Raw genomic sequence first — 24,893 nt, forward strand, 5'->3', positions numbered from 1 at the left:
GTCGTACCAGCGAGATCAGGAGACCGACATGGCGATCAACAACGTGGCCGATCTGTTCGTGGCAACGCTCGAACAGGCCGGCGTCAAGCGGATCTACGGCATCGTCGGCGACAGCCTGAATGCTTTTACGGAGGCGCTGCGGCGCCGCGGCACCATCGAATGGATCCATGTCCGGCATGAGGAGGTTGCGGCGTTTGCAGCCGCCGGCGAAGCCGAGATGACCGGAAGCCTTGCGGTCTGCGCGGGTTCCTGTGGCCCGGGCAATCTGCATCTCATCAACGGCCTGTTCGACGCGCATCGCAGCCGCGTTCCCGTGCTGGCGATCGCGGCGCAGATTCCGTCGGCCGAAATCGGCGGCGGCTACTTTCAGGAAACCCATCCGCAAAACCTGTTCCGGGAATGCAGTCACTATTGCGAGCTGGTCTCGGATGCGAGCCAGCTTCCTTTCGTGATCGAGAACGCCATCCGCGCGGCCGTGGGCCTGCGCGGTGTCGCCGTCATCGCCATGCCCGGCGACGTCGCTTTCCGCGACCCGCCGAAGCGCGCGCTCTCGACGGCGCGGGGGCTCGCGCTGTCGGCGCCGAAGGTCGTGCCTGCGGCCGATGAGCTGAAGGCGCTGGCGGACCTCCTGAACGGCGCCGAGCGCATCACGCTGTTCTGCGGCCGTGGCTGCGCCGGCACGCATGCGCCGTTGATGCAGCTTGCGGAAGCCTTGAAGAGCCCGATCGTGCATGCACTCGGCGGCAAGGAGCACGTCGAATACGAAAATCCCTACGACGTCGGCATGACCGGCTTCATCGGCTTCTCCTCGGGCTATGCCGCCATGCACGCCTGCGACGCCCTGGTCATGCTCGGCACCGATTTCCCCTACAAGCAGTTCTTCCCGACCGACTGCCAGGTTGCGCAGATCGACATCCGCCCGGAAAATCTCGGCCGGCGCTGCAAGATCGACCTCGGCCTCGTCGGCGACGTCAAGCTGACCATCGAGGCGCTGCTGCCGCTGCTCAAGACCAAGACGCAGCGGAGGCATCTCGACGACGCCGTCGCGCATTACAGGAAGGCGCGCGAAGGGTTGGACTCGCTCGCCAGGGGTACCCCGGGCAGCAAGCCGATCCATCCGCAATATCTCGCCAAGGTTATCAGCGACCATGCGTCCGAGGATGCCGTGTTCACCGCCGATGTCGGCACGCCCACGGTGTGGGCGGCGCGCTATCTCGAGATGAACGGTCGCCGCCGGCTGATCGGCTCCTTCGTGCACGGCTCGATGGCCAATGCGATGCCGCAGGCGATCGGGGCGCAGGCTTCGCAGCCCGGCCGCCAGGTGATCTCGTTCTCGGGCGACGGCGGCTTCACCATGCTGATGGGCGATCTGATCACGCTGACGCAGATGAAGCTGCCGGTGAAGGTCGTCGTCTTCAACAACGGCGTGCTCGGCTTCGTCGCGCTGGAGATGAAGGCCGCCGGTTTCGTCGACACCAATGTCGACCTGCAAAACCCTGATTTCGCGGCGATGGCGCGCGCGATGGGGATCTTCGCGAGGCGCGTCGAGGACCCCGGCGAGCTCCAGGGCGCGATGAAGGAGATGCTGGCGCACAACGGACCGGCGCTGCTCGATGTCGTCACGGCGAAGCAGGAGCTGTCGATGCCGCCGACCATCACGCCCGAGCAGATCAAGGGTTTCAGCCTCTGGGTGCTGCGCGCGGTGATGAACGGCCGTGGCGACGAGGTGCTGGATCTCGCGAAGACAAACCTCTTGCCGCGCTAACCCCGCTTCACCGAAGGCGCGGGCAGCCGCTCGTGGCGGTGCTGGAAGCGTTGCCAGTGCAGCACGCTGCCGATCAGCAGCGCCGGCACGAAGCCGAGCACGATCAGGAAATGCGGCAGCTGTGTCGGCGAGATGAACGCAATGGCGATATCGGAGATCAGCCAGAGCGCTGCGAACATCACCGCGAAATCGGTGCGCGGGCAGCGCAAATAGTAAAACACGGCGGTGATGACGATGGCGGGCCCGATCGCGATGCCGATCATCACCGCGGTCAGCTCCTTCGGCGTCAGCGCGTCGAGCACCATCGACGCCAGCAGCCAGAGCGCGGCGAACATGGCGACGATGTCGAGCGGATGTCGCAATCCAATACCTCTCGCAGGAACCACGCTATCGTTGTGGCCCGGTCCCTCGCCGTCAAGGGAAAATACGCCTATTCCTCGTCACTTCCGGGCGTTGGCCGCAGCATGAAATGGCCGAAAGCGGTGGCGATCGGCTTGCTCGCATCGTCCTGCCAGGCCCGCGCTTCGAAGGCGACGATGCGCCGGCCCTGCTTCACGATCGAGACATTGGCAAAGCTGTCGAGCGCGCGGCCGGAGCGCAGATAGTTGATGGTCAGTCCGATCGGCTTGGGCGGCGCCGCGGCGCCGAGCTCGCGTGCCACCCCGATGATCGCGGTGGTCTCGAGGAAGGCGCCGGTCATGCCGCCGTGGATCGCGGGCAGGATCGGGTTGCCGATGATCTTCGGCGAGAACGGCATCGTCAGCGTGCCGTCGTCGTTGACGCGGATGCCGAGGCAGCGCGCGAACGGGCTGCGGGCGAATGGGCCATCCGGATCCTCCGGCGCCTCCAGGGTCGGGATGCTGCGCGAGTCCATCCTGCGGTCGGCGAGCATGTTGGTGCGGTTGGCGCCGATCATGAAGCAGGCGGTCGCGGTCGCGACCGGATCGTCCTCGGACTCCTGATACGCGGTGGAGCGCACGAAGGCGATCGAGCGCGTGGTGCGGTAGCAGACCGAATGCGCCTTGATGTCGAGGCCCGGCGTCGCCGGCTTCTGATAGTCGATGCGCAGGTCGAGGGTTGCGATCGCGCGCGTGCCGTCGAGCGCGAGTTGCACCGCCATGCCGCAGCTCTCGTCCAGCATCGCGGTGACGACGCCGCCATGCAGCACCCCGGTCTCGGTGTCGCCGACGAAGACGGGACGGTAGGGCAGGCTGGACCAGGCCTCGCCGGGCGCGAAGCGGTCGAGCTGGAGCCCGCTGATATGGCCGTAGTCGGAGCGGCGGCCCTTGATGGCCTCGGCGAGTTCCTCGAACGGGAGCGTGGCAGGTAGGCTGGGCGTCGATGAGCTGGACATGGCGATGTTCTAGACCAGTGCCGGGCGCCGCGCAAAACCCCGAATACGCGTCGTGCGGCAGGTCTGCCGGCGGTTGGGCCTCGACAGGGCGGGCCGAAGCGCCGATGGTGAGCGCTTCGTTCGTTCGACTAGCCGCAAGGAGCGCTTATGGCCGACCCCGAAACACCCGGCACCAATCAGGGGCCCGTCACCATTTCGAGCTCGAGCTCCGAGCGGGCGCCGATCATCTATTTCGACGGCGCGTCCTGCTTCGGCCATCACAACGGCGCGATCCAGATCGAGCTCGCCGCGAACTTGCTGATGCCGGTCGGCGCCGCGGTCAGGGTCGACGTGATCCAGACCGCGCACTTACGTTGCAGCGTGGCCGCGGCGCTTGCCTTGCGCGAGGCGCTCGACAAGGCGCTCGCGATGTACAAGCAGGGGCAGCAGCAGCCGAATGAGGAGATCCCGGCGGTGAAGAACTGAGGCCGGCAGCGCGATTGCATGTCACTGCGATCGCAGTTTCTCAGCTCACATGCACCTTCGGCTTCCTGCCGCCGTTCCACTTGCCGTCGAGTGCGCGCTCGATCTGGGCGGCGAGTTGCAGGAGCAGGCCGTCATTGGCCTGCTTGGCGATCGCCTGGATGCCGAGCGGCAGGTCGTGGTCCTGGGTTGCCATCGGCATCGAGATCGCCGGCATGCCGCAGAGATTGGCGAGCGGTGTGAAGGCGAAGAAGCGCCAGAGATTGCCGAACCAGTCGAGCACATCGGGATTGTCGGAGATGGTGAGATATTCCCTGGTGCCGACCTTCGGCGTCGGCAGCGCGGTGATCGGCGTCAGGATCACGTCCCACTGCTCGAAGAACGCGCCGAAGCCGCGTGACGTCGTGTTGAACACGCCCTGCATCTTCGCCCGCTCGGCGAAGCTCGTGTGCCGGCCGGCTTCCCAGATCCTGATGTTCATGGGCTCGATGAGATCTTCCGGCGGCTTGTCCAGTCCGCGCGCGGCGAGCATGTTGGAGATCACCACCGCGAAATTCGAGATGTAGCAGGTGGTCTGCGCCGCGAACGCGGCGCGGAAGTCGAGCTCGGGCAGCGCATAGTCGACGTGATGGCCGAGGCCTTCGAGGAAGCGGCCGGTCTTCTCGAGCTCGGCCGCGATCTGCGGCGTCGCGGTGTAGTCGCCCCATGTGTGCGACAGCGCAATGCGAAGCTTGCCGGGATCGCGCTTGATCATCTCGGAATAGGGCTGGGCCGTGGTCCAGAACGGCATGAACTCGCCGGGCGCAGGCCCGCGGGCGTGATCGACGAAGGCGGCGGTGTCGCGTACCGAGCGCGACTGGCAGCCCTGGATCGACACGAGCCCGGTGAGGTCGGACATGTGCGGGGCGAGCGAGAATACGCCGCGCGAGACCTTCAGCCCGATATTGCCGTTGACGCCGGCGGGAATGCGGATCGAGCCGCCGCCGTCGGTCGCATGCGCGATCGGCACCACGCCGGCGGCAACCATCGCGGCGCTGCCCGCCGACGAGCCGCAGGTGGTGTAGTCGGTATTCCAGGGATTGCGCGTGACGTAGACGGCCGGATTGTCGGCCGAGCTGCACACGCCGAATTCCGGCGTGGTGGTGCGCCCGATCAGGTTCAGTCCGGCCTGGCGGAATTTGCCGGTCAGGAAGGTATCGGCGGCGGCGCGATTGCCGCGCATCAGCAGCGAGCCCATCTCCTGGAGCCGGCCCTTCATGGTCGGCCCGAGATCCTTCATCAGGAAGGGCAGCCCGGCGAACGGGCCGGCGAGGTTGGCACCGTCCCTGGCCGGGTCGGCGATCACGTCCTCGAACAGCTCGACCACCCCCGACAGCGCCGGATTGACCTTGGCGACGGCAGCAGTGGCCTGGCGGGCCAAGTCCTTCGGCGTCAGCTCGCCCTTGCGGACGCGCGCCGCCAGCCCCACGCCATCGTGCTGCGCCCACTCGTTCCAGCTCATCGGCAAAGTCATGAAATTCAAATCCCCTTGGATAGCGGCGTTCCTTCCTTTCGCATGGGCCTGCGTGAATCAACTGAGCCGGCGCGAAGGGCAGGGTTGCGTGGGGCGGACAGGTCGCACGACCAGGGAGGACGGCCGTCTCAATCCGATAGTCGCGCGATCACCGCAACCGGCCCGCCGCCCGCCGGGCCCTGATGCTCGGCGCCACCGGACACGTAGACCGCGCCGGTGCCGGCAAGGCCTGCGATCAGGCCGCCGACCGCGGCGCGGGCGTGGCGCGTCGAGCTGATGTCGGTGTCCTCCAGCATGGTGTGGCGAAAGCCGCGCACGCTGCCATCAGGCGAGGCTTCCGCCTTGGCGAAGATGTTGACGAGCTTGCGGCCGGCTTTTGCTTGCGGCGCGACGCCAAGCCCGACGCTCTGCAGCGCCGACGCCACTGCGGCGGCGTCGATCGCATCGCTCATCACGGCGTGGCCGATCTCGAATTCGCTGACCGATGCCGCCGAATTGCCGAGCACGATCACGACGTTGTGCATCAGCTCGATTCCGGCCGAGGTGGACGCCACCTTCGAGAACAGATCGTAGCGGCGCAGCACGTCCCCGTCGCTGATGTCGGAGCCGGTCTCGCCGAGCGCGACCGCAACGCCGAGCGCGGAGGCGCCGCGCGAATAGGCCATCGAGCCGTAGGCGCTGGTCGTCGCCGTCTTGTTGCCGCGCGCGCTTGCGGCCTCGACGCGATCGCTGGTGAGCAGCGGGCACTTGATCTGCACGAAATGGACGTCGGCAGGGTCGGTGATGCCGGCGTCCGCCATCGCGGCCCTCACGGCCGCGGCCGTCTCCGCGATCTGCGCGGCGCGTCCGAGCTCCTCGGGCAGGAAGTCCCGCGTGTGCGCCATGCCGATGCTCAGGCGCTTGCCCGACAAGCCCGCCGGCCGCTCTTCGACCTCGCGGCGCGTGAACACGGTGATGTGCGGGCTGAGCACGCCTTCGGTGCCGCCGGACATCACGAAGGCGATGCGCTGCTCGACCTCCTCCGGGGACAGGCTGAGCTGCGGCGCCAGAGCCGTGCACAGCGCGGCGACGGCATATTCCCGGGTAAAGTCGTTGACGCCGCCATTGCCCTCGGTCTTGCCGAGGATCGCCAGGATCTCCCTCGGGTCGATCGCGCCGGCGCCGATCATGCTCATCAGGCCGGAGACGTCGCCGGGGCCCTTGGTGGCGATCCTGATGACGCCGACCGATGTCGTCCGCATTGCAGTCCTCGTGTGGAGTTCGGTGGTCCGGCGGAACAAGACAGCCGTCGAACGGAGGCGGATGTCAAGGTACCCAAGCCCATCCCCGATGTCGTCCTGGCGAAAGCCAGGACCCATTACCCCAGGGAGTGGTTTGACGAAGGCTCCTGGTCGGTACTCATACCGTCAGCAATCGATGGATTCCGCGGTATGGGTCCTGGCTTTGGCCAGGACGACAAGGGGATAAAGTCTTCGCACCATGAACGCCCGCCACACCCGCACGATTGTGGCGAGATCGCATCGGTTCGACAAAAAAAATCGTCTGTCGACGGTTGCGCGCTGCACCTTGATGAATCAACCTCGGTTGGTCCATAAGCGGCGTCCCGCGACCGGATTTCGGTTTGCGTCGCGTGCTTGGAGAGAGGAATTCCCGCGTGGCAAATATCAACCAGAAAATTGCGCAGGAGCTTGGGGTTCGGGCGGAGCAGGTCGAGGCGACGGTGACGTTGCTCGACGGCGGCGCCACGGTTCCCTTCATCGCCCGCTACCGCAAGGAAGCGACCGGTGCGCTCGACGACGCGCAATTGCGCACCCTGGAGGAGCGCCTGGGCTACCTGCGCGAGCTCGAAGACCGCCGCAAGGCGATCCTCGAATCGGTCCGCGAGCAGGGCAAGCTCGATGCCGCACTCGAAGCCACGATCATGGCTGCCGACAGCAAGGCGCGCCTGGAAGACATCTATCTGCCGTTCAAGCCGAAGCGCCGCACCAAGGCCGAGATCGCCAGGGAAGCCGGCCTCGAGCCGCTCGCCAATCAGCTGATGGCGGAGCCCGGCAACGATCCCAAGGTCGTCGCCGAAGGCTTCATCAACGCCGAGAAGGGCGTGGCTGACGCCGCTGCCGCACTCGACGGCGCCCGCGCCATTCTGGTCGAACGGTTTGACGAGGACGCCGATCTGATCGGCGCCCTGCGCGAGGAGATGTGGACCAATGCGCGCATGGCCTCCAAGGTGCGCGATGGCAAGAAGACCGAGGGCGAGAAATTCGCCGACTATTTCGAGTTCTCCGAGCCGCTGACCAGGCTGCCGTCGCACCGCATCCTGGCGATGTTCCGCGGCGAGAAGGAAGAAATCCTCGATCTGCAGATTCAGGCCGAGGCCGAAGCGCCGCCGCCGGGCGTGCCGAGCGCCTACGAATTGAAGATCATGAAGCGTTTCGGCATCGCCGACCTCAAGCGTGCCGGCGACCGCTGGCTGATCGACACCGTGCGCTGGGCCTGGCGCACCAAGATCCAGGTGCATCTCAACATCGACTTGCGCATGCGGCTGTGGAACGCGGCCGAGACCGAGGCCGTGCGCGTGTTCGCGTCCAATTTGCGCGACCTGCTGCTGGCCGCACCCGCCGGCACCCGCGTCACCATGGGGCTCGATCCCGGCTACCGCACCGGCGTCAAGGTCGCCGTCACCGACGCGACCGGCAAGGTCGTCGATACCGCCGTGATCTATCCGCACGAGCCGCAGCGGCAATGGAACGAGTCGCTCGCGATCCTCGGCAAGCTCGCGCTGAAGCACCGTGTCGAGCTGATCGCGATCGGCAACGGCACGGCCTCGCGCGAGACCGACAAGCTCGCAGGCGATCTCGTCAAGGGCCTGGCCGAGCTGAAGATGAACAAGATCGTGGTGTCGGAAGCCGGCGCGTCGGTCTATTCGGCCTCGGCCTTTGCCTCGGAGGAGCTGCCCGGTCTCGACGTCACCCTGCGCGGCGCGGTCTCGATCGCGCGGCGGCTCCAGGATCCGCTTGCCGAGCTCGTCAAGATCGAGCCGAAGGCGATCGGCGTCGGCCAGTATCAGCACGACCTCGGCCAGGCCAAGCTCGCCAAGTCGCTCGATGCCGTGGTCGAAGACTGCGTGAACGCCGTCGGCGTCGACGTCAACACCGCCTCGGCGCCGCTGCTCGCCCGCGTGTCGGGCGTGGGCTCGGGCCTTGCACAGAGCATCGTGGCACATCGCGACGCCAACGGCCCGTTCAAGTCGCGCAAGGCGCTCAAGGAGGTGCCGCGGCTCGGACCGAAGGCGTTCGAGCAGTGCGCGGGCTTTTTGCGCATTCTCGGCGGTGAGGATCCGCTCGATGCGTCCGGCGTGCATCCGGAAGCCTATCCGGTGGTGCGCCGGATTCTCGCGGCCACCAAGAGCGACATCAAGGCGCTGATCGGCAGCAGCGAGATCGTGCGCACGCTGAAGCCGAAGGATTTCGTCGACGAGACCTTCGGTCTGCCGACCGTCACCGACATCCTGCGCGAGCTCGAAAAGCCCGGCCGCGACCCGCGTCCGGCGTTCAAGGCCGCGGTGTTCAAGGAGGGTGTCGAGGAGATCAAGGATCTCAAGAAGGGCATGATCCTCGAGGGCACCGTGACCAACGTCGCCGCCTTCGGCGCCTTCGTCGACATCGGCGTGCACCAGGACGGCCTCGTGCACATCTCGGCGATGTCGAAGACCTTCATCAAGGATCCGCGCGAGGTGGTGAAGCCCGGCGACATCGTCAAGGTGAAGGTCCTGGACTTCGAGGTCGCCCGCAAGCGCATCTCGCTGACGCTGCGGCTCGACGACGAGGTCGGCGCCAAGAAGGACGCCCCCGGCATGCAGCGCGACAATGGTGCGCGCAATCCATCCCGCATGACCTCGTCGGCGCCGCGCAAGCAGGAATCCTCCGGCGGCGGCGCACTCGCCGAAGCCCTGCGCCGCGCGGCGGAGAAGAACAACGGCAAGCGGGCGTAGTACTTAACCTCTCCCCGCTCTTCAGCGGGGAGAGGTCGGAATTCGCGCATAGCGCGGATTCCGGGTGAGGGGCAGGGGCACTACGTTGCCGAAACAGAAGTCCAACCGACTCGTCGGACGACCACACAACGGATATCCGGCTCTCAACTCAAATTGAATTCGCGGAAGCAGCCCCTCACCCCCTCCCTCTCCCCGTAAGAACGGGGAGAGGGAGTGACAGAGCAGAGCGCACCTAACTTCCGCGTCAGAATCTGGCGCCTTTGTAAGTTGAAGGCGCTCGTCTCTTCCTCTCATCTGATCCTCCTCGCGCGGCACGGAGACCGCCGCGCTGCACGGAGGATGTTTCGATGAACAGCAGGCTTCTCAAAGGCCTCACCGCGGTGACGCTCGCCGCGACGATGGCGCTCGCTTCACCGGTGCTTGCCCGAGGCGGCGGTGGAGGTCACGGCGGCGGTGGCGGACATTTCGGCGGTGGCGGGCATTTCGGCGGCGGAATGCACGCGGGCGGCATCGGTGGCATGCATGTCGGCGGGATGAGCGGCGCCCGCTTTGCCCATGTCGGCGGTCCGGCCCTCGGCGGCGCACGTTTCGCGCATGCGGCGATCGGGCCGCGCTTCGCCGGTCCTGGCTGGCACGGGCACCACCATGCCTTCTTCCGTCATCATCACTTCCGGCGTTTCGCCGTCTTCGGCGCGCCCTTTTACTATGCTGGCTATGACAATGGTTGCTGGCGCAGGAGCTGGACGCCCTATGGGTGGCAATGGGTCAATGTGTGCGGAGATTATTGGTAGTCGCATCGCCGTACCGCACCATTGTCGCGATCGCCATCGGACGGTTCCGCTCAGCCCCGGAACGGGATAGTCTGGTGGCGATCGTCGCGCGGAGTTTTGCATGACCGGAGGTCACCGCCGCATCCTGGTCGTCGAGGACGATCCGGAAACCGCAGGCCAGCTCGTCGAAGAGTTGACGACCTCCGGCTATGAGGTCGATCTCGCCGCCACCGGGCGCGAGGCCCTGAGCCGGGGCGCCGCGCGCGACTATGCCGTGATCACCATCGACCGCATGCTGCCCGACATCGACGGCATCACCGTGATGCGCCAATTGCGCGACGACGGCATCGCGGCGCCCTTCCTGATCATCTCGGCGCTCGGCGAGGTCGACGACCGCGTGCGCGGCCTGCGCGCCGGCGGGGACGACTATCTCGTCAAGCCGTTCTCCTTCGTCGAGCTTCTTGCGCGGCTGGAGGCCTTGGGCCGCCGCAGCGAGACCATCGCCAAGGAGACGCTGCTGCGCGTCGGCGACCTCGCCATCGACCTGATCGCGCGCAACGCCAGCCGCCGCGGCCGCAAAATTCCGCTGCTGCCGCGCGAGTTTCAGCTGCTCGAATATCTCGTCCGCAACGAGGGCCGCGTCGTCTCGCGCGCGATGCTGCTCCAGCACGTCTGGGACCTGCATTTCGATCCCTCCACCAACATCATCGACGTCTATGTCGGGCGCGTCCGCCGCAAGGTCGACGATGCCCAGGCTTATCCGCTGATCCATACCATCCGCGGCATCGGATATTGTCTCCGTGCTCCTGGCTAAGACGCTTCGTTCCTCGACCTTCCGCCTGGCACTGATCGCGATCGCGGCGTTCGGGCTGATCGTCGCGGCGATCATGGCTTATGTCTATTTCGGCACGCTCGCCTATGTCGAGAGCCGGCTCGGCACCGCCGGCGATCACGACGGCTTCACCGGCACGATCGAGCTCGCCATGGTCGCGGTCGCGGTGCTGCTCCTGGTGCTCGCCGGGCTCGCGGCCGTGCTGGTGACCCGGCGCACGGTGGGGCGGATCGAGGAGATCAACGCCACCAGCCGGGCCATCATGCTGTCCGGTCTCGACCGCCGCATTCCCTTGCGCGGCAGCCACGACGAGTGGGACCGCGTCGCCGAAAACCTCAACCAGATGCTCGACCGCATCGAGACGCTGATGGGCGAGGTCAAGCAGGTCAGCGACAACGTCGCCCACGATCTGCGCACCCCGCTGACGCGCATGCGCGGCCGGCTGGAAAAGGCCTATCACACCCCGCGCAACAGCGAGGCAGATGCTGCGCTGATCGGCGACACCATCGCCGATCTCGATGCCGTGCTCGGCATGTTCGCCTCCATCACCCGGATCTCGGAAATCGAGACCCGCGCCCGCAGGAGCGCCTTCCGCGCGCTTGATCTCGCCGAGATCGCCGGCGAGGTCGTCGAGCTCTACGACGCCGCCGCCGAGCAGGTTTCGACGCGTCTCAGCCTCGGCGGGGACCGCGAGGTCGCGATCACGGGCGACCGCGACCTCCTGTTCGACGCCGTCGCCAATCTTGTCGACAACGCGATCAAGCACGGCTGCAAAGGCGGGCAGGTGACGGTGACCTGCCGCTGCGCCGATGGCGGCGCCGTGATCGCGATCGCCGACGACGGTCCGGGCATTCCCACTGAGGCGCGCGATCACGTCTTCAAGCGGTTCTACCGGCTCGAACAGAGCCGCTACACGCCGGGCAACGGCCTGGGTCTCAGCCTCGTCGCCGCGGTCGCGCGCCTTCATGGCGCCGAGATTGCGCTGCATGACAATGCGCCGGGCCTGACGGTCCAGCTCCGGTTTCCGCCGCCTGCGCAGCCCGGCACCCAACTTGCATGATCGGACTGGTACTGAGTGGAAGTCCTGCAATGTCCCGCCTGCCAGACCTCGTCATCACCAATGCTCGCACGCGCGGCCGCGAGATCGTCGACATTGCGATCACCGATGGCGTGATCACCGCGATCGGCAACCGGCTCGATCCCGGTGCACAGGCCTTTGTCGATGCCAAAGGCGGCCTGGTGACGCCGGCCTTTGTCAATCCGCACCTGCATCTCTGCAAGGTCTGGACCCTGCCCATGATGTCGGAGGCGGCGCTCGAGGCCTATCAGGGCGGCGGCATGAGCGAGGCGGCGAAAGCGGTCGATCTCGCTGCAGTGGTGAAGAGCAAATACGACGCGTCCTGGATCGTCCCGAACGCACGGCGCGCGGTGGCGCTCGCCGTGCTCCACGGCAATCTCCACATCCGCGCCTTCGCCGATGTCGACACCAAGGCCCGGCTGGAGGGCGTCAAGGCGCTGCTCGCGATCCGCGAGGAGTTTCGCGGCATCGTCGACATCCAGGTCGTGGCTTTCCCGCAGGACGGCCTGTTTCGCGAGCCCGGCGCCGACGGTCTGATGCGCAAGGCGATGGCGCTCGGGGCCGACGTCGTCGGCGGGATTCCCTGGATCGAAGCCGATGAAGAGGACATGCGCCGCCATGTCGCGTTCTGCTTCGACCTCGCGGTCGAGCACGGCGCCGAAATCTCGATGCTGCTGGACGACGTCGGCGACGCCAACATGCGCACGCTCGACATGATGGCGCGCGCGGTCATCGCGCGCGGCGTCGAGGGCCGGGCGCTCGCCCATCATTGCCGGGCGATGGCGCTCTATCCCGAGAATTATCTCCGCGAGCTGATGGTGCTGCTCGGAAAGGCCCGTGTCAGCGTCGTCAGCAATCCGCACAACGGTCCGCTGCACGCGCGGGTGAAGGAATTGCTGGGCGCGGACATCAATGTCTGTCTCGGCCAGGACGACATTTCCGACGCCTATTATCCGTTCGGCCGCAACAACATGCTGGAGGTGGCGTTCCTCGCCTCGCATCTGTTGTGGATGACGAAGAAAAGCGAGTTCGAGACGCTCTACGACATGATCACCACGCGCGCCGCCACGGCGATCAACCTCGAGCGCTATGGCCTCGGGCTCGGCTGCGCAGCCAATCTGGTCGTGCTCGAGCAGGCCGACGTCACCGAGGCCCTGCGCTTCCACGCCCCGCCCAGCGTCGTGATCAGCCATGGCCGCATCGTCGATACCGACCGCATGCGCGCGCTGGCGCAGACCGCGATTGGCGATTGATCCGCGCCGCTCAGAGCTCGATCACGCCGCGGCGCGCGGCATGCGCCACCGCATCGGTGCGGCCGGTGGCGTCCAGCTTGTCGAGCAGCGAGCCGACATGGAATTTCACGGTGTGCACGGAGATGCCGAGCTGACGCGCGATCATCTTGTTGGAGGCGCCCTCGGCCATCAGCGCCAGCACGTCGAGCTCGCGCTGCGTCAGTGCGATGTCGTCGGGCATGCCGCGCGGATCGCGGGCAACGACCGTCGCGGCGGCTTGCTCGCCGGGCGCGGCAAGGCGCAGCCCGGCGACAGTGCCGAGTAGCGCAGCCAGGCGATCGGCGAGAGCGGCATCGTCGATCTCCAGGGACAGCACGATCTCCGGCAGCTTGTTCTCGCTCACGCCTCCGGCCTCTCGCCGACCGTGACCTTGAAGCTGACAGGCTCGCCGCCGCGGCGCACCGCGACATCGACCACTGCGCCGACGCTCGACGGTCCCAGCGTCCGCGACAGCGCGCGCACGCCGGAGAGCTTCTGGTCGTTGACCGCCACGATCACGTCGCCCTGGCGGATGCCGGACGCCGCCGAAGGCCCGGCCTTGTCGACATTCATCACCATCGCGCCGATACCGTCGTCGAGCCGCACCGGCTGGAGTCCGAGCCCGAGATACCCGCGCGCGATGCGGCCGCGTGCCTCCAGCTGCGGCGCGATGCGCTCGATCGTCGCCGTCGGGATCACCAGCACGCGCCGCGGTCCGAGCACGGCCATGCCGAAGGCTTCACCGGTCGCATCGAGCGCAAGGCCGCCTTCCTGGCCGGGACGCAGGCGAACGTCGAGCTCGATCCGCGCATCGATGTCGCCGCCGCGCAAGGAGCGCCAGCTCCCGCCGGACGCCGATACCATGCCGAGCGCGGCGCTCGGGGTATCACGGTTGGTGGCCACGACAACCGACAACGTGCCGAGGGGCGGGACCGTCGCGGCCAGCTTGACCGGGGCGACGCCAATCTCGGTGCGCAGCAGCGCGATATCGGTGGTGTGGTCGCGGCCGACGATCGTGGCGGCGACCCGGCTGCCGTCGGGGAGGCCGATCTCGACCTCGCCCTCGTCGGCCAGCGCCTCGTCGGCGGTGACGATCAGGCCGGGCTTCCAGACGAAGCCGGTCGCGCGGGAGCGATGCGAATGCACGGAGACGACGGAGGGCGCGGTGCGCGCCACGACGTCCGCGAGCGCGGACGACAGTGAAGACAGAGGAGTTGGGGCGGTCATGGCGGTCTCCTGTAAGTTGTCCTCAATCTGGGATGTCGCGGGCGATTGCGAAACTGGCCGGGTGGCCAGGACAGAGCCGGCGCCGGCCGACGAACATGTGATTGGGAGCCGCTCACGGGAACGTGTAGCAATCGGCCGACATTGCGCCGCACGGCCCTAAACGTTTCCAGCGAGCCCTGACCGATGACCATCGACCTCACCCGCCGCACCCTGCTTCAACTCGCCGGCGCCACCTCGCTCGCGATGGCCGCCGCGGCTGCTGCACGCGCCGAGGGGACTGCGCAAGGCACCGGGCCGACCTATGCCAGCCGCACGCCGATGCGGGTCGGCATGGTGACGCTCCGGGTGAAGAATCTCGACACGGTTGCCGACTACTACCGCGACGTGATCGGGCTGACCGTCATGGAGCGCTCCGCCAGCGCTGCGAAGCTCGGCACAGCGGGCATCGCGCTGCTCGTGCTGGAAGCCCGTCCCGATGCTGCAATCGAGCCGCGCAATGCCGCCGGCCTCTACCACACCGCCTTCCTGATGCCGACCCGCAAGGACCTCGCGCGCTGGCTGGTAGCCGCCGCCTCGCATCGCGTGCCGCTGTCGGGCTTTGCCGATCATCTCGTCAGCGAATCCGTCTATCTCGACGATCCCGAAGGCAACGGCATCGAGGTCTATGCCGACCGCGATCCCTCGCAATGGCAGTGGAGCGAGGGCAGCGTGAAGATGGCGACCGACGAGCTCAACATCCCCGACCTGCTGTCGCTGACCAACACGCGCAGTCCCGACTACGCCAAGGCGCCGGACGGAATGCGCATCGGCCACATGCATCTGCGCGTCGGCGATCTCGCGCAGGCGGAAAGCTTCTACCACGGCACGGTCGGCCTCGACCCGACCCGCAAGCGTAATGGTGCCGCGTTCCTGTCGTCGGGCCGCTATCACCATCACCTCGGCATGAATGTCTGGCAGAGCCAGGGCGCCGGCCAGCGCGACGATCAGACCACGGGTCTTGCCTGGTTCTCGCTGGTGATGGCAAAGCAGGACATTCTCGCCGCCCAGGTGGAGCGCCTGCGCAAGGGCGGCGCGCAAGTCACGGCGCTTGCGGACGGCGTGGAGGCCGTCGATCCCTGGGGCACGCGGGTGCGGCTGCTCAGGGTTTGATCGCCTGCGCCGGCATTGCTAAGACCCGTCAGGTGCAAACCCAGCTTCCGGGACCTCCTGACATGCCCGATTTCCACGGTGTCTTCCCGTATCTCGTCTCGCCCGTCGATGCCGACGGCGCGGTGCGTACGAACGTGCTCGCGAAACTCTGCGACGACCTGATTGCCGCCGGCGTTCATGGGCTGACGCCGCTCGGCTCGACCGGCGAATTCGCCTATCTCAACGCCGCGCAGCGGACGGCAATCGTGCAGACCACCATCGAGGCCGCGAAGGGCCGCGTGCCCGTGGTGGCCGGTGTGGCCTCCACCTCGACGGCCGATGCGGTGGCACAGGCGAAGGCCTATCAGAAGCTCGGCGCCGACGGCATTCTCGCGATCCTGGAGGCCTATTTCCCGCTCGCCGATGCCCAGATCGAATCCTACTTCCGCGCGATCGCGGATGCCGTGGACATTCCCGTCGTCATCTACACCAATCCGCAATTCCAGCGCTCCGACCTCACCCTCGACATCATCGCGCGCCTCGCCGGGCATCCGCGCATCGGCTACATCAAGGACGCCTCGACCAACACCGGCCGGCTGCTCTCGATCATGAACCGCTGCGGCGATTCCTTGCGGGTGTTCTCGGCCTCCGCCCACATTCCGGCCGCGGTGATGCTGATCGGCGGGCTCGGCTGGATGGCGGGGCCTGCCTGCATCATCCCGCGCCAGAGCGTCGCGCTCTACGACCTCTGCCGGGCGGGCCGCTGGGACGAGGCCATGGCGCTCCAGCGCAGGCTGTGGCGCATCAACGAAGCCTTCGCCCGCTTCAACCTCGCCGCCTGCATCAAGGCCGGCCTTTCGATCCAGGGCTACGACGTCGGCGATCCCATCCCGCCGCAGGCCGCGCTGACAGCCGACGCGCGCAAGGTGGTGGAAGCGGCGCTGCGGGAGCTGGCATAGCCGTCATTCCGGGGCGTCCGAAGGACGAACCCGGAATCTCGAGATTCTCAGGTGCGCAATTGCGCACCATAGTTCGATGCTGCGCATCGCCCCGGAATGACGGCCTCCACCACAAGCCCGGGCATGACGAATCTGTGGGTTCGTCGCCCAAAACCGCGGCTGGCATGCCTCCGATCGATCCGCTAAAAGGCAGCCCGCATTTCTAGAGACCCTGAGGACCCCACGGAATGAACATTCTTCCCGGCAATTTGCGTTTCGGAGCGGGCCAGCCCGTCAAGCGTTTGGAAGACCTGAGGCTGCTGACCGGGAAGGGGCAATTCATCGACGACAAGCCGCAAGACGGCGCGCTGTGGTTGCACGTGCTGCGCTCGCCGCATGCGCACGCCAGGATCGTTTCGATCGACACCAGCGCCGCGGCCGGGATGCCCGGCGTCACCGCGATCTACACCGGTGCGGATCTCGTCAAGGACGACGTCGGCAGTATCCCGACGCTGAGCATCTTCAAGCGCCCCGACGGCAAGCCGATGACGGTGCCGCCGCGCCGGCTGCTCGCCCATGAGATCGTGCGTTACACCGGCGAGGCGGTGGCGGCGGTGGTAGCGGCCTCCCGCGCGGAAGCGCAGAGCGCGGCCGAGGCGATCGTGGTCGAATACGACGTGCAGCCCGCGGTGGTCGACCCGGTCGAGGCGGTGAAGCCCGGCGCGCCCGTGGTGTGGCCGGAGGCGCCCGACAACATCGTCGGCGCGATGGCTTACGGCGATGCCGCCAAGGTGGACGAGGCCTTCGCCAGGGCCGCGCACACGGTCGAGCTCGACATCGTCAGCCAGCGCCTGGTGCCCTCCGCGATGGAGCCGCGCTCCACCATTGCCGAGATCGACAAGAAGACCGGACGTCTCCTGCTGCATGTGCAGTCGCAGACGCCGGCCTCGACCCGCGACGTGCTGGCTGAAGCCGTGCTCAAGCGGCCCAAGGACAGCGTCCGCGTGCTGGTCGGCGACATCGGCGGCGGCTTCGGCCAGAAGACCAACCTCTATCCCGAGGACGGTATCGTCGCCTACGCCGCGACCAAGCTGAGCAAGAAGATCCGCTGGCGCGGCGACCGCACCGACGAATTCGTCGGCGGCACCCACGGCCGCGACCTCACCTCGACCGCGTCCTTCGCGCTGGATGAGAAGGGCAAGGTGCTGGCCTATCGCGTCACATCGATCGGCTGCACCGGCGCCTATTCCTCGGGTGCGGCAAACATCATCCCGCTGGTGCTCGGGCCGTTCGTGCAGACCGGCGTCTACGATCTGCCGCTGGTGCATTTCGAGGTGAAGTCGGTCATGACCCACACCGCGCCGGTCGGCGCCTATCGCGGTGCCGGCCGGCCCGAGGCGGTGTTCATCGTCGAGCGCCTGTTCGACGCCGCCGCGCGAAAAATCGGCATGGATCCGCGCGCGATCCGCAAAGCCAACTACATCAAGCCGGCGCAGTTGCCCTACACCAACGCTGCGGGGCAGGTGTACGATTCCGGCGCGTTCGCCCATATGCTCGATCGCGCCGTGAAGCTCGCCGATTGGGACGGCTTCGCCGCGCGCAAGAAGGCGGCGAAGAAGAAGGGCTTGCTCTACGGCCGCGGGCTCACCTCCTACATCGAATGGACCGGCGGCCGCGCCCATACCGAGAAGGTCAGCCTGCACGCGACCTCGCAGGGCCGCGTCGTCCTGCACTCCGGCACCATGGCGATGGGGCAGGGGCTTCAGACCACCTACACCCAGATGATCTCCGACACGCTCGGCATTGCCATGGACAAGATCGATGTCGTGCAAGGTGACACCGATCTCGCCATGGGCTTTGGCAGCGTCGGCTCGCGTTCGCTGTTCGTCGGCGGCACGGCCGTGGCCGTCTCGTCGAATGACCTGATCCAGAAGGCGCGCGAGAAGGCGGCGAACGTGCTGGAGACCTCGATCGAGGACATCGAATATCAGGGCGGCATGCTCACCGTGGTCGGCACCGACCGCCGCATCAGCCTGTTCGACCTTGCCGAGAAGGAGAGCGGCGCAAAACTTAGCGTCGATTCGGAAGGCGAGGTCGACGGGCCGAGCTGGCCGAACGGCACGCACATCTGCGAGGTCGAGATCGACCCGGAGACCGGCGTCTCCCGCGTCGTGCGCTACACCACCGTCGACGACGTCGGCGTCGCCGTGAACCCGATGCTGGTGACGGGGCAGATCCATGGCGGCGTCGCGCAGGGAATCGGCCAGGCGCTCTATGAAGGCGTCTCCTACGATGCCGACGGCCAGCTCCTCACCGCGAGCTATCAGGACTACTGCATTCCGCGCGCCGGCGACGTGCCGCCGATCGAGGTGACGCTGGACGATTCCGCGCCCTGCCGCACCAATCCGCTCGGCGCCAAGGGCTGCGGCGAATCCGGCGCCATCGGCGGCCCGCCCTGCGTCACCAATGGCGTGATGGACGCACTCGCCGAGCTCGGCATCACCCAGCTCAACACGCCCCTGACGCCGCAGAAGATCTGGCAGGCGATCAGGGACGCCAAGGCGGGTTAATTGTAGCCTGCGCTGCTGCGCCAATTTCAGCTCGTCGTCCCGGCCTTCGCCGGGACGACAGCGAGTGGCTAGTTCGCGGCTCAAATCCCCAGCATCATCTTCGCGATGATGTCGCGCTGGATCTCGGACGTGCCGCCGAAGATCGTGTAGGCCCGGCCGTTGAGATATTCCGGCACCACCGTCAGCATCTCCTCGGGCGTCGCCGGCTCGTGGTTGAGCTTGTAGAGCGGGCGCATCGGCTCGACGGCGAGGGCGTCGTGGCCGATTACGTCGGCGCCCAGCCGCGTCACGGCCTGGCGGATCTCGCTGTTGCGCAGCTTCAGGATCGACGACACCGCGCCGGGATTTTGTCCGGTCTGGAGCGCCGAGAGCACGCGCAGCTCGGTCATCTCCAATGCGTCGATGTCGACCTCGACTTCGGAGATGCGGGTCGCGATATCGGGACTGTCGATGGCGCGGCCGGTCAGGTCCGACTCGGCAAGGTCCGCGATCGCCTTCAGCCCTTCGCGCAGCTTGGCCGACGCGATGCCCGAGCCGCGTTCGAATTCGAGCAGATATTTGCCGTAGGTCCAGCCCTTGCCTTCCTCGCCGACGCGGTTGGCGACGGGCACGCGCACATCGTCGAAGAACACCTGGTTGACCTCGTGGTCGCCGCCGATGGTGAGGATCGGGCGCGTCGTGATGCCCGGCGTCTTCATGTCGATCAGGATGAAGCTGATGCCGTCCTGCTGCCGCGGTCCGTCGCTGGTGCGCACCAGCGCGAACATGCGGTTGGCGTGGTGGGCATGCGTGGTCCAGATCTTGGTGCCGTTGATGATGTAGTCGTCGCCGTCGCGCACCGCGCGCGTCTTCAGCGACGACAGGTCGGAGCCGGAGCCCGGCTCGGAGTAACCCTGGCACCAATAATCCTCGCCGGAGAGGATGCGCGGCAGGTAAAAGTTCTTCTGCTCCGGCGAGCCGAAGCCGATGATGACGGGCCCGACCATCTTGACGCCCATCACGTTGACGTTCGGCACGCCGGCCCGAGCGGACTCAGTCTCGAAGATCCAGCGCTGCGCCGGCGTCCAGTCCGGTCCGCCATGTTCGACCGGCCAGCCCGGCGCGCCCCAACCCTGCTTGTGCAATGCGCGCTGCCAGGCCATGCCGATGTCAGGGTCGGAGAACACCGACGGCGTCAGCGCGGTCGCGCGCTTCATCTCCTCGGTGAGATTTTTGGCGATGAAGCCCCGCACCTCGCCCTGGAAGGCGCGCTCCTCGGCGTTGAACGACAGGTCCATGATGCGCTCCTTTCGGTTCAGGCCTGCACGCTGGCGCGGCCGAGCCGGGCGTGGCGGGCATAGTGGTGCGCACTGCCGCCGAACAGCGTGTCGAAGGCGACGAGGCGCTTGAAATAGGCGCCGACCTCGAGCTCCTCGGTGACGCCCATGCCGCCGTGAAGCTGGATCGACTGCTCGCCGACAAAGCGCGCGCATTTGCCGATCTTCGCTTTCGCGCCCGACGCGGCCCGCGCGCGCTCGACCGGCGCGCCATCTGCCTTCAGCGCTGCGCGCAGCGCCATCGAGCGCGCCTCGTCCACCTGCATCGCCATGTCGGCGAGGCGGTGGCGGATCACCTGGTTGGCGGACAGCGGCCGGCCGAACTGTTTCCGGATCTTGGTGTATTCCAGCGTGGTCTCCAGCAGCATCTGCATGATGCCGACGGCTTCCGCCCCTAACGCGGCCATGGCGCGATCGACGGCCCATTCGATGGCCGGGAGCGCGTCGCGGCCGTCGCCGAGCAGGGCGTCCTCCGGAAGATGCACGTCGGGCAGCTCGATATTGCAGGCGCGCCCGCCACCGAGCCGCGGATAGTCGGTGATCGAGAGGCTCGGCGCCGTTGCCGGCACCAGGAACAGGCCGATCCGCCCCGATGGCCCCCGATGATCGTGAATATGCGCGGACACGATGATCTCGTCGGCGGCATGGCCGTCGAGCACGGCGATCTTGCTGCCGGCAAGGCGCCAGCCCCGCGCGGTCTTGTTGGCGGCGGTCGCGACTTTTGCGAGATCGAACCGCGCTGCGCGTTCGGAATGCGCAAGAGCCAGCTTCATCGATCCGTCCGCGATCTTCGGCAGGCTCGCCTGCTTCTGCGCGGTGCTGCCGCATCTGTCGATCAGCGCAGCCCCAAGCACGACCGTCGCGACATAAGGCTCCGACACCAGTCCGCGGCCGAAGGCTTCCATCAAGATGCCGATCTCGACCGCACCACCGCCGAGTCCATCAAACTCCTCCGGGATCGGCAACGCCAGCCAGCCGAGCTCGGCAAACTGCGTCCAGACATCAGGGCTGAAGCCGAGCGGGTCGTTCGCCATCTTGCGGCGATGATCGGCATCATAGCTCTCGGCCACGAAGCGTTCCGCGCTTTCGCGCAGCAGCCGTTGCTCGTCACTGAGATTGAGGTCCATGACCTTACTCCGCGGCCGCCGGCGGCTTGCGCACCGAGGGATGCAGGCTGGATGGATCGACGATCATGCCGAACTCCTGAAGGTTATGGGCGTGACAGAGCTGATGCAGGGCAAAGGCCTGGTCGATTGCGGCCGGCTGACCCATCACGTCGACGGAGCGATTGACCGCCTCCTTGGTCAGCTTCAGCGCGAAGGACGGTTTTGCTGCGATCCGGCGCGCCAGCTCCAGCACGCGCGATGACAGCTCCGCGCGCGGCACGACCTGGTTGACCATGCCGAGCTGATGCGCCTCCTGCGCGCTCCAGCTGTCGGCCGTGAACAGGAATTCCTTGGCCTTGCGCGGGCCGAGCTCCCAGGGATGCACGAACCATTCGACGCCGCAGACGCCCATGGTGACCACGGGATCGCAGAACTGCGCATCGTCGCTGGCGACGATGAGGTCGCAGGCCCAGGCCAGCATCAAGCCGCCGGCGATGCATTTGCCGTGCACCTCGGCGATGGTCGGTTTTGCCAGATTGCGCCAACGGCGCGTGATCTGGAGATATATTTCCTGCTCGCGCGCGAAGCGGCCATGGGCATTGGCTTCGGCGAAGCCGCCCCAATTTCCGATCGGCGGAAAATCGACGCCCGCTTCATTCTTGCTGCCCGGGCGCAGGTCGTGGCCCGAGGAGAAGTGCGGCCCGTTGCCGGCAAGGATGATCACCTTGACCGCGTCGTCCTGCACCGCGGCATCGAAGGCGGCGTTGAGATCGTAGGTCATTTGCAGGTTCTGCGCGTTGCGCGCATCGGGCCGGTTCATCACGACCCGGGCAATCGCCGGCTCCGGCCGCTCCACGAGGATGGTCTCGAACGAGGACATCGCGTTCCCCCTGGCGTTTCCGTTTGGTCTTATTGTTTCGTCGAGTTGACTATGTTGGCCAGTGATAGGCAAGGGGCTTGCGTCAATCGGCTGCTTTTCGCGCCGCCGGGACAAGATGTCTGGCACCGCGCGCGTTCAATCTGGTAGTTTGCACCGGATTCCACCGGGAGAAATTTGATGCGCAAGATCCTGACCGTGCTGGCGGCGCTGGCCTCGCTCAGCCTCACCAATTGCGGCTACAACGCGATCCAGAGCGAGGACGAGCAGATCAAGGCCAACTGGTCCGAAGTCGTGAACCAGTATCAGCGCCGCGCCGATCTCGTGCCCAATCTGGTCAACTCGGTGAAGGGCTTTGCCCAGCAGGAGAAGGACGTTCTGCTCGGCGTCACCAATGCGCGCGCCAAGGTCGGCAGCATCCAGGCGACGCCGGAGGTGCTGAACGACCCCGCGGCCTTCCAGAAGTTCCAGGCCGCCCAGGGCGAGCTCTCGAGCGCGCTGTCACGCCTCCTGGTCGTCACCGAAAACTACCCGCAGCTCAAGTCGGACGCGCTGTTCAAGGACCTGATGTCCCAGCTCGAGGGCACCGAGAACCGCATCACGGTGGCGCGCAACCGCTACATCAAGGCGGTGCAGGATTACAACGTCACCATCCGCTCGTTCCCGAGCAATCTCACTGCGATGATGTTCGGCTACAAGGAGAAGCCGAACTTCTCGGTGGAGAACGAGAAGGCGATCTCGACCGCACCGAAGGTCGATTTCAATCCGGCGCCTGCGCCGTCGAAGTAAGCGCGTTCAGCCCCGATGCGCACCACATCCTCCGCTGTCATTCCCCGCGAAAGCGGGGAATCCAGTACGCCGCGGCTTCCCGGTTCAAGCACTGCGGCCTCTCGAATACTGGATCGCCCGCCTTCGCGGGCGATGACAGCGAGGTTGTGGCGGGCCTGTTCGGCCTTCTTTTCGTTTGTCGTTGCCATCGCACTCCTCCTCGCCTTCGTCCTCCCAGCCTTCGCCGACGTCGCGGTGCCACAGCTCACCGGCCGCGTGGTCGACCAGACCGGCACGCTCTCCAGCGGCGACATCGCCGCGCTGTCGCAGAAGCTGCGCGATTTCGAGACGCGCAAGGGCAGCCAGGTCGCCGTGCTGATCGTGCCGACCACGCAGCCGGAGACGATCGAGCAGTTCTCGATCCGGGTTGCGGAGGCCTGGAAGCTCGGCCGCAAGAAGGTCGATGACGGCGCGATCCTCGTCGTTGCCAAGAACGACCGGCATTTGCGCATCGAGGTCGGCTACGGCCTCGAAGGCGCGCTCACCGACGTCACCTCGCGGCGGATCATCGACGAGATCATCACACCGAAATTCAGGACGGGCGATTTCAGCGGCGGCATCTCGGATGGCGTCGACCGGATGATCCGCGTCGTCGACGGCGAGCCGCTGCCGGTTCCCTCGCCCAGCGTGAATTTCGGTCATCTGGACGACCTTGCGCCGCTCTTCATCGTGACGCTGTTCGCCTCGATCGGGGTCGGCGGGTTCTTCCGGGCCATGTTGGGGCGGCTGCTCGGATCATTGGCGACCGGGGGCATCATCGCAGCATTGACCTGGCTCATTCTCGGCTCTTTCGCGCTTGCCATGGCGCTCGGCGCCCTCGGCTTCATCATCGGGTTCATCGCCGATCTGTTTTCCGCGATGGGGCCAGGCTCGGGGTCGTCGCGTCGCGGCTCGTGGTCGAGCGGATCCTCGGGAGGCGGCTGGAGCAGCGGATCGTCGGGCAGCAGCGGCAGCTTCAGCGGCGGCGGTGGCAGTTTTGGCGGCGGCGGCGCCTCGGGGAGCTGGTAGCGGTCATGAGCATCAAGCGCATTGCCAGACATCTGGTGCAGCATCATTGGCGGGCAAAGCAGATCTTTCCGCCAAAGGTGCTCAGCCGCATCGAGCAGGCGATCAGGCAGGGAGAGACCACGCATTCCGGCCAGGTCCGCTTCGTCGTCGAAGGCGCGCTCGACGGCCGCCCCCTGTTCCGCAACCAGCCGGCGCGCGAGCGCGCGCTCGATGTGTTCTCGCACCTGCGCGTCTGGGACACCGCGCACAACAACGGCGTCCTCATTTATCTCCTGCTCGCCGATCGCGACGTCGAGATCATCGCCGACCGCGGCATCGACGCGAAGGTGGGGGCGGCGGGCTGGGAGACCATCTGCCGCGCCATGGAGGCCGAGTTCAGGTCCGGCCAGTTCGAGCGCGGCGTGATCGACGGCATCGCGTCGGTGTCGCGCGAGTTGGCCAAGCATTTTCCGCCAGGCGGCCCGCATCGCAACGAGCTGCCGGATGCGCCGGTGGTGATGTGACGGACGGGCGATAATCCGCATTCCGTCATTGCGAGCGCAGCGAAGCAATCCAGAGTCTTTCCGCGGCAGCAAGTCTGGATTGCTTCGCTGCGCTCGCAATGACGACGTAGATGCTCCGCGCTTAACTCTCTCGCCGTCACCCCCGCGCAACCGCGAAGCGGTTGTCGTGCCGGAGCGAAGCGGAGGCCTCGAAGGGCGACGGCGCGGCTGTTGCGCGGCCGTTCATCTTCCCCCGGTTACAATTTGTTTCATACCCGCCACACCGGTTCCACTTTCCCGGCCCAATTCGGCCCCGGATAACTTCCTAAAATTTCGGTAAGCGGGTCCCGAAGTAAGGATTTCGCAAGCAATGAAAG

22 protein-coding genes are annotated in these 24,893 nt (G+C 66.7%); 13 read left to right on the forward strand and 9 right to left on the reverse strand.

The window, feature by feature from the left end; all coding sequences use genetic code 11:
- The first annotated feature begins 28 nt into the window (after nucleotides 1–28).
- Complete coding sequence (poxB, locus tag BM118_RS30035) at nucleotides 29–1,765, forward strand: ubiquinone-dependent pyruvate dehydrogenase (RefSeq protein WP_092190073.1); 1,737 nt, start codon at nucleotides 29–31, stop codon at nucleotides 1,763–1,765.
- On the opposite strand, the gene BM118_RS30040 is transcribed toward poxB, so the two are convergent.
- Nucleotides 1,762–2,127 (reverse strand): hypothetical protein, encoded by a 366-nt coding sequence (locus tag BM118_RS30040; RefSeq protein WP_177234826.1) that lies wholly within the window; start codon nucleotides 2,125–2,127, stop codon nucleotides 1,762–1,764. The two genes, poxB and BM118_RS30040, sit on opposite strands and share 4 nt — an antisense overlap.
- A gap of 68 nt (nucleotides 2,128–2,195) precedes the next feature.
- Nucleotides 2,196–3,119, reverse strand: coding sequence for a PaaI family thioesterase (locus BM118_RS30045; protein WP_092190074.1), 924 nt, complete (start codon nucleotides 3,117–3,119; stop codon nucleotides 2,196–2,198).
- A 147-nt stretch (nucleotides 3,120–3,266) separates the two neighbouring features.
- Here BM118_RS30045 and BM118_RS41825 point away from each other — a divergent pair, with 147 nt between their 5' ends.
- Nucleotides 3,267–3,584 carry a hypothetical protein gene (locus BM118_RS41825; protein ID WP_027547125.1) on the forward strand — a complete coding sequence of 106 codons (318 nt, stop codon included), beginning with the start codon at nucleotides 3,267–3,269 and terminating at the stop codon, nucleotides 3,582–3,584.
- Between the two features lie 40 nt (nucleotides 3,585–3,624).
- Here the strand turns inward: BM118_RS41825 and BM118_RS30055 are convergent, their stop codons facing one another.
- Entirely contained in the window at nucleotides 3,625–5,094 is a 1,470-nt protein-coding gene (locus tag BM118_RS30055; protein WP_177234827.1) for an amidase, read from the reverse strand.
- A 128-nt stretch (nucleotides 5,095–5,222) separates the two neighbouring features.
- Nucleotides 5,223–6,335, reverse strand: a complete 1,113-nt coding sequence (locus tag BM118_RS30060) for a cyanuric acid amidohydrolase (RefSeq protein ID WP_092190076.1) — start codon at nucleotides 6,333–6,335, stop codon at nucleotides 5,223–5,225.
- 413 nt (nucleotides 6,336–6,748) lie between these two features.
- Here BM118_RS30060 and BM118_RS30065 point away from each other — a divergent pair, with 413 nt between their 5' ends.
- From BM118_RS30065 to BM118_RS30085, 5 genes are all read left to right on the forward strand, one after another.
- Nucleotides 6,749–9,085, forward strand: a complete 2,337-nt coding sequence (locus BM118_RS30065; protein WP_177234828.1) for a Tex family protein — start codon at nucleotides 6,749–6,751, stop codon at nucleotides 9,083–9,085.
- Between the two features lie 347 nt (nucleotides 9,086–9,432).
- Entirely contained in the window at nucleotides 9,433–9,876 is a 444-nt protein-coding gene (locus BM118_RS30070) for a hypothetical protein (RefSeq protein ID WP_092190078.1), read from the forward strand.
- Nucleotides 9,877–9,976: 100 nt separating this feature from the next.
- Complete coding sequence (locus BM118_RS30075; protein ID WP_092190080.1) at nucleotides 9,977–10,669, forward strand: response regulator transcription factor; 693 nt, start codon at nucleotides 9,977–9,979, stop codon at nucleotides 10,667–10,669.
- Complete coding sequence (locus BM118_RS30080) at nucleotides 10,656–11,747, forward strand: sensor histidine kinase (RefSeq protein WP_092190082.1); 1,092 nt, start codon at nucleotides 10,656–10,658, stop codon at nucleotides 11,745–11,747. The genes BM118_RS30075 and BM118_RS30080 overlap by 14 nt, the downstream gene beginning before the upstream one ends.
- A gap of 29 nt (nucleotides 11,748–11,776) precedes the next feature.
- Entirely contained in the window at nucleotides 11,777–13,018 is a 1,242-nt protein-coding gene (locus tag BM118_RS30085; protein WP_244550274.1) for an amidohydrolase family protein, read from the forward strand.
- Between the two features lie 10 nt (nucleotides 13,019–13,028).
- Here the strand turns inward: BM118_RS30085 and BM118_RS30090 are convergent, their stop codons facing one another.
- Together BM118_RS30090 and BM118_RS30095 are read right to left on the reverse strand one after the other, a co-directional pair.
- Nucleotides 13,029–13,400, reverse strand: a complete 372-nt coding sequence (locus BM118_RS30090; RefSeq protein WP_092190086.1) for a response regulator transcription factor — start codon at nucleotides 13,398–13,400, stop codon at nucleotides 13,029–13,031.
- Nucleotides 13,397–14,263 (reverse strand): S1C family serine protease, encoded by an 867-nt coding sequence (locus BM118_RS30095; protein WP_092190088.1) that lies wholly within the window; start codon nucleotides 14,261–14,263, stop codon nucleotides 13,397–13,399. Before BM118_RS30095 ends, BM118_RS30090 begins: the two co-directional genes overlap by 4 nt.
- A gap of 183 nt (nucleotides 14,264–14,446) precedes the next feature.
- On the opposite strand from BM118_RS30095, the gene BM118_RS30100 reads away from it, so the two are divergent.
- The 3 genes from BM118_RS30100 (at nucleotide 14,447) to BM118_RS30110 (ending at nucleotide 18,899) form a co-directional block, all read left to right on the forward strand.
- Nucleotides 14,447–15,412, forward strand: coding sequence for a VOC family protein (locus tag BM118_RS30100; RefSeq protein ID WP_092190090.1), 966 nt, complete (start codon nucleotides 14,447–14,449; stop codon nucleotides 15,410–15,412).
- A gap of 62 nt (nucleotides 15,413–15,474) precedes the next feature.
- Nucleotides 15,475–16,350 (forward strand): dihydrodipicolinate synthase family protein, encoded by an 876-nt coding sequence (locus BM118_RS30105; RefSeq protein ID WP_092190092.1) that lies wholly within the window; start codon nucleotides 15,475–15,477, stop codon nucleotides 16,348–16,350.
- A 227-nt stretch (nucleotides 16,351–16,577) separates the two neighbouring features.
- Nucleotides 16,578–18,899 carry a xanthine dehydrogenase family protein molybdopterin-binding subunit gene (locus tag BM118_RS30110; protein ID WP_092190094.1) on the forward strand — a complete coding sequence of 774 codons (2,322 nt, stop codon included), beginning with the start codon at nucleotides 16,578–16,580 and terminating at the stop codon, nucleotides 18,897–18,899.
- Between the two features lie 80 nt (nucleotides 18,900–18,979).
- Here the strand turns inward: BM118_RS30110 and BM118_RS30115 are convergent, their stop codons facing one another.
- Genes BM118_RS30115 through BM118_RS30125 form a run of 3 tightly spaced genes read right to left on the reverse strand, consistent with a single transcriptional unit; the run spans nucleotide 18,980 to nucleotide 22,201 of the window.
- Nucleotides 18,980–20,176, reverse strand: coding sequence for an acyl-CoA dehydrogenase family protein (locus tag BM118_RS30115; RefSeq protein ID WP_092190096.1), 1,197 nt, complete (start codon nucleotides 20,174–20,176; stop codon nucleotides 18,980–18,982).
- Between the two features lie 17 nt (nucleotides 20,177–20,193).
- Nucleotides 20,194–21,342: an acyl-CoA dehydrogenase family protein gene (locus BM118_RS30120; protein WP_092190098.1), complete on the reverse strand. Its 1,149-nt coding sequence runs from the start codon at nucleotides 21,340–21,342 to the stop codon at nucleotides 20,194–20,196.
- A gap of 4 nt (nucleotides 21,343–21,346) precedes the next feature.
- Entirely contained in the window at nucleotides 21,347–22,201 is an 855-nt protein-coding gene (locus BM118_RS30125; RefSeq protein WP_092190100.1) for an enoyl-CoA hydratase, read from the reverse strand.
- A gap of 177 nt (nucleotides 22,202–22,378) precedes the next feature.
- Here BM118_RS30125 and BM118_RS30130 point away from each other — a divergent pair, with 177 nt between their 5' ends.
- From BM118_RS30130 to BM118_RS30140, 3 genes are all read left to right on the forward strand, one after another.
- Complete coding sequence (locus BM118_RS30130; protein ID WP_008563456.1) at nucleotides 22,379–22,987, forward strand: LemA family protein; 609 nt, start codon at nucleotides 22,379–22,381, stop codon at nucleotides 22,985–22,987.
- Between the two features lie 132 nt (nucleotides 22,988–23,119).
- Complete coding sequence (locus tag BM118_RS30135) at nucleotides 23,120–24,034, forward strand: TPM domain-containing protein (protein WP_177234829.1); 915 nt, start codon at nucleotides 23,120–23,122, stop codon at nucleotides 24,032–24,034.
- A 5-nt stretch (nucleotides 24,035–24,039) separates the two neighbouring features.
- A complete protein-coding gene (locus BM118_RS30140; protein ID WP_092190104.1) occupies nucleotides 24,040–24,537 on the forward strand; it encodes a TPM domain-containing protein in 498 nt (165 codons plus the stop codon).
- Nucleotides 24,538–24,893: the final 356 nt, after the last annotated feature.

Origin of the sequence: Bradyrhizobium sp. cf659 (assembly GCF_900113725.1) — a bacterium.
Lineage (GTDB): Bacteria > Pseudomonadota > Alphaproteobacteria > Rhizobiales > Xanthobacteraceae > Bradyrhizobium.

Bases quoted from the DNA above. Each gene is read 5' to 3' on its own strand.
- BM118_RS30110 (WP_092190094.1), top strand. From the start codon at position 16,578: ATGAACATTCTTCCCGGCAATTTGCGTTTCGGAGCGGGCCAGCCCGTC.
- BM118_RS30045 (WP_092190074.1), bottom strand. From the start codon at position 3,119: ATGTCCAGCTCATCGACGCCCAGCCTACCTGCCACGCTCCCGTTCGAG.
- BM118_RS30075 (WP_092190080.1), top strand. From the start codon at position 9,977: ATGACCGGAGGTCACCGCCGCATCCTGGTCGTCGAGGACGATCCGGAA.
- BM118_RS30140 (WP_092190104.1), top strand. From the start codon at position 24,040: ATGAGCATCAAGCGCATTGCCAGACATCTGGTGCAGCATCATTGGCGG.
- BM118_RS30070 (WP_092190078.1), top strand. From the start codon at position 9,433: ATGAACAGCAGGCTTCTCAAAGGCCTCACCGCGGTGACGCTCGCCGCG.
- BM118_RS30085 (WP_244550274.1), top strand. From the start codon at position 11,777: ATGTCCCGCCTGCCAGACCTCGTCATCACCAATGCTCGCACGCGCGGC.
- BM118_RS30120 (WP_092190098.1), bottom strand. From the start codon at position 21,342: ATGGACCTCAATCTCAGTGACGAGCAACGGCTGCTGCGCGAAAGCGCG.
- BM118_RS30115 (WP_092190096.1), bottom strand. From the start codon at position 20,176: ATGGACCTGTCGTTCAACGCCGAGGAGCGCGCCTTCCAGGGCGAGGTG.
- poxB (WP_092190073.1), top strand. From the start codon at position 29: ATGGCGATCAACAACGTGGCCGATCTGTTCGTGGCAACGCTCGAACAG.
- BM118_RS30095 (WP_092190088.1), bottom strand. From the start codon at position 14,263: ATGACCGCCCCAACTCCTCTGTCTTCACTGTCGTCCGCGCTCGCGGAC.
- BM118_RS30130 (WP_008563456.1), top strand. From the start codon at position 22,379: ATGCGCAAGATCCTGACCGTGCTGGCGGCGCTGGCCTCGCTCAGCCTC.
- BM118_RS30105 (WP_092190092.1), top strand. From the start codon at position 15,475: ATGCCCGATTTCCACGGTGTCTTCCCGTATCTCGTCTCGCCCGTCGAT.
- BM118_RS30060 (WP_092190076.1), bottom strand. From the start codon at position 6,335: ATGCGGACGACATCGGTCGGCGTCATCAGGATCGCCACCAAGGGCCCC.
- BM118_RS30100 (WP_092190090.1), top strand. From the start codon at position 14,447: ATGACCATCGACCTCACCCGCCGCACCCTGCTTCAACTCGCCGGCGCC.
- BM118_RS30055 (WP_177234827.1), bottom strand. From the start codon at position 5,094: ATGACTTTGCCGATGAGCTGGAACGAGTGGGCGCAGCACGATGGCGTG.
- BM118_RS30135 (WP_177234829.1), top strand. From the start codon at position 23,120: ATGACAGCGAGGTTGTGGCGGGCCTGTTCGGCCTTCTTTTCGTTTGTC.
- BM118_RS30125 (WP_092190100.1), bottom strand. From the start codon at position 22,201: ATGTCCTCGTTCGAGACCATCCTCGTGGAGCGGCCGGAGCCGGCGATT.
- BM118_RS41825 (WP_027547125.1), top strand. From the start codon at position 3,267: ATGGCCGACCCCGAAACACCCGGCACCAATCAGGGGCCCGTCACCATT.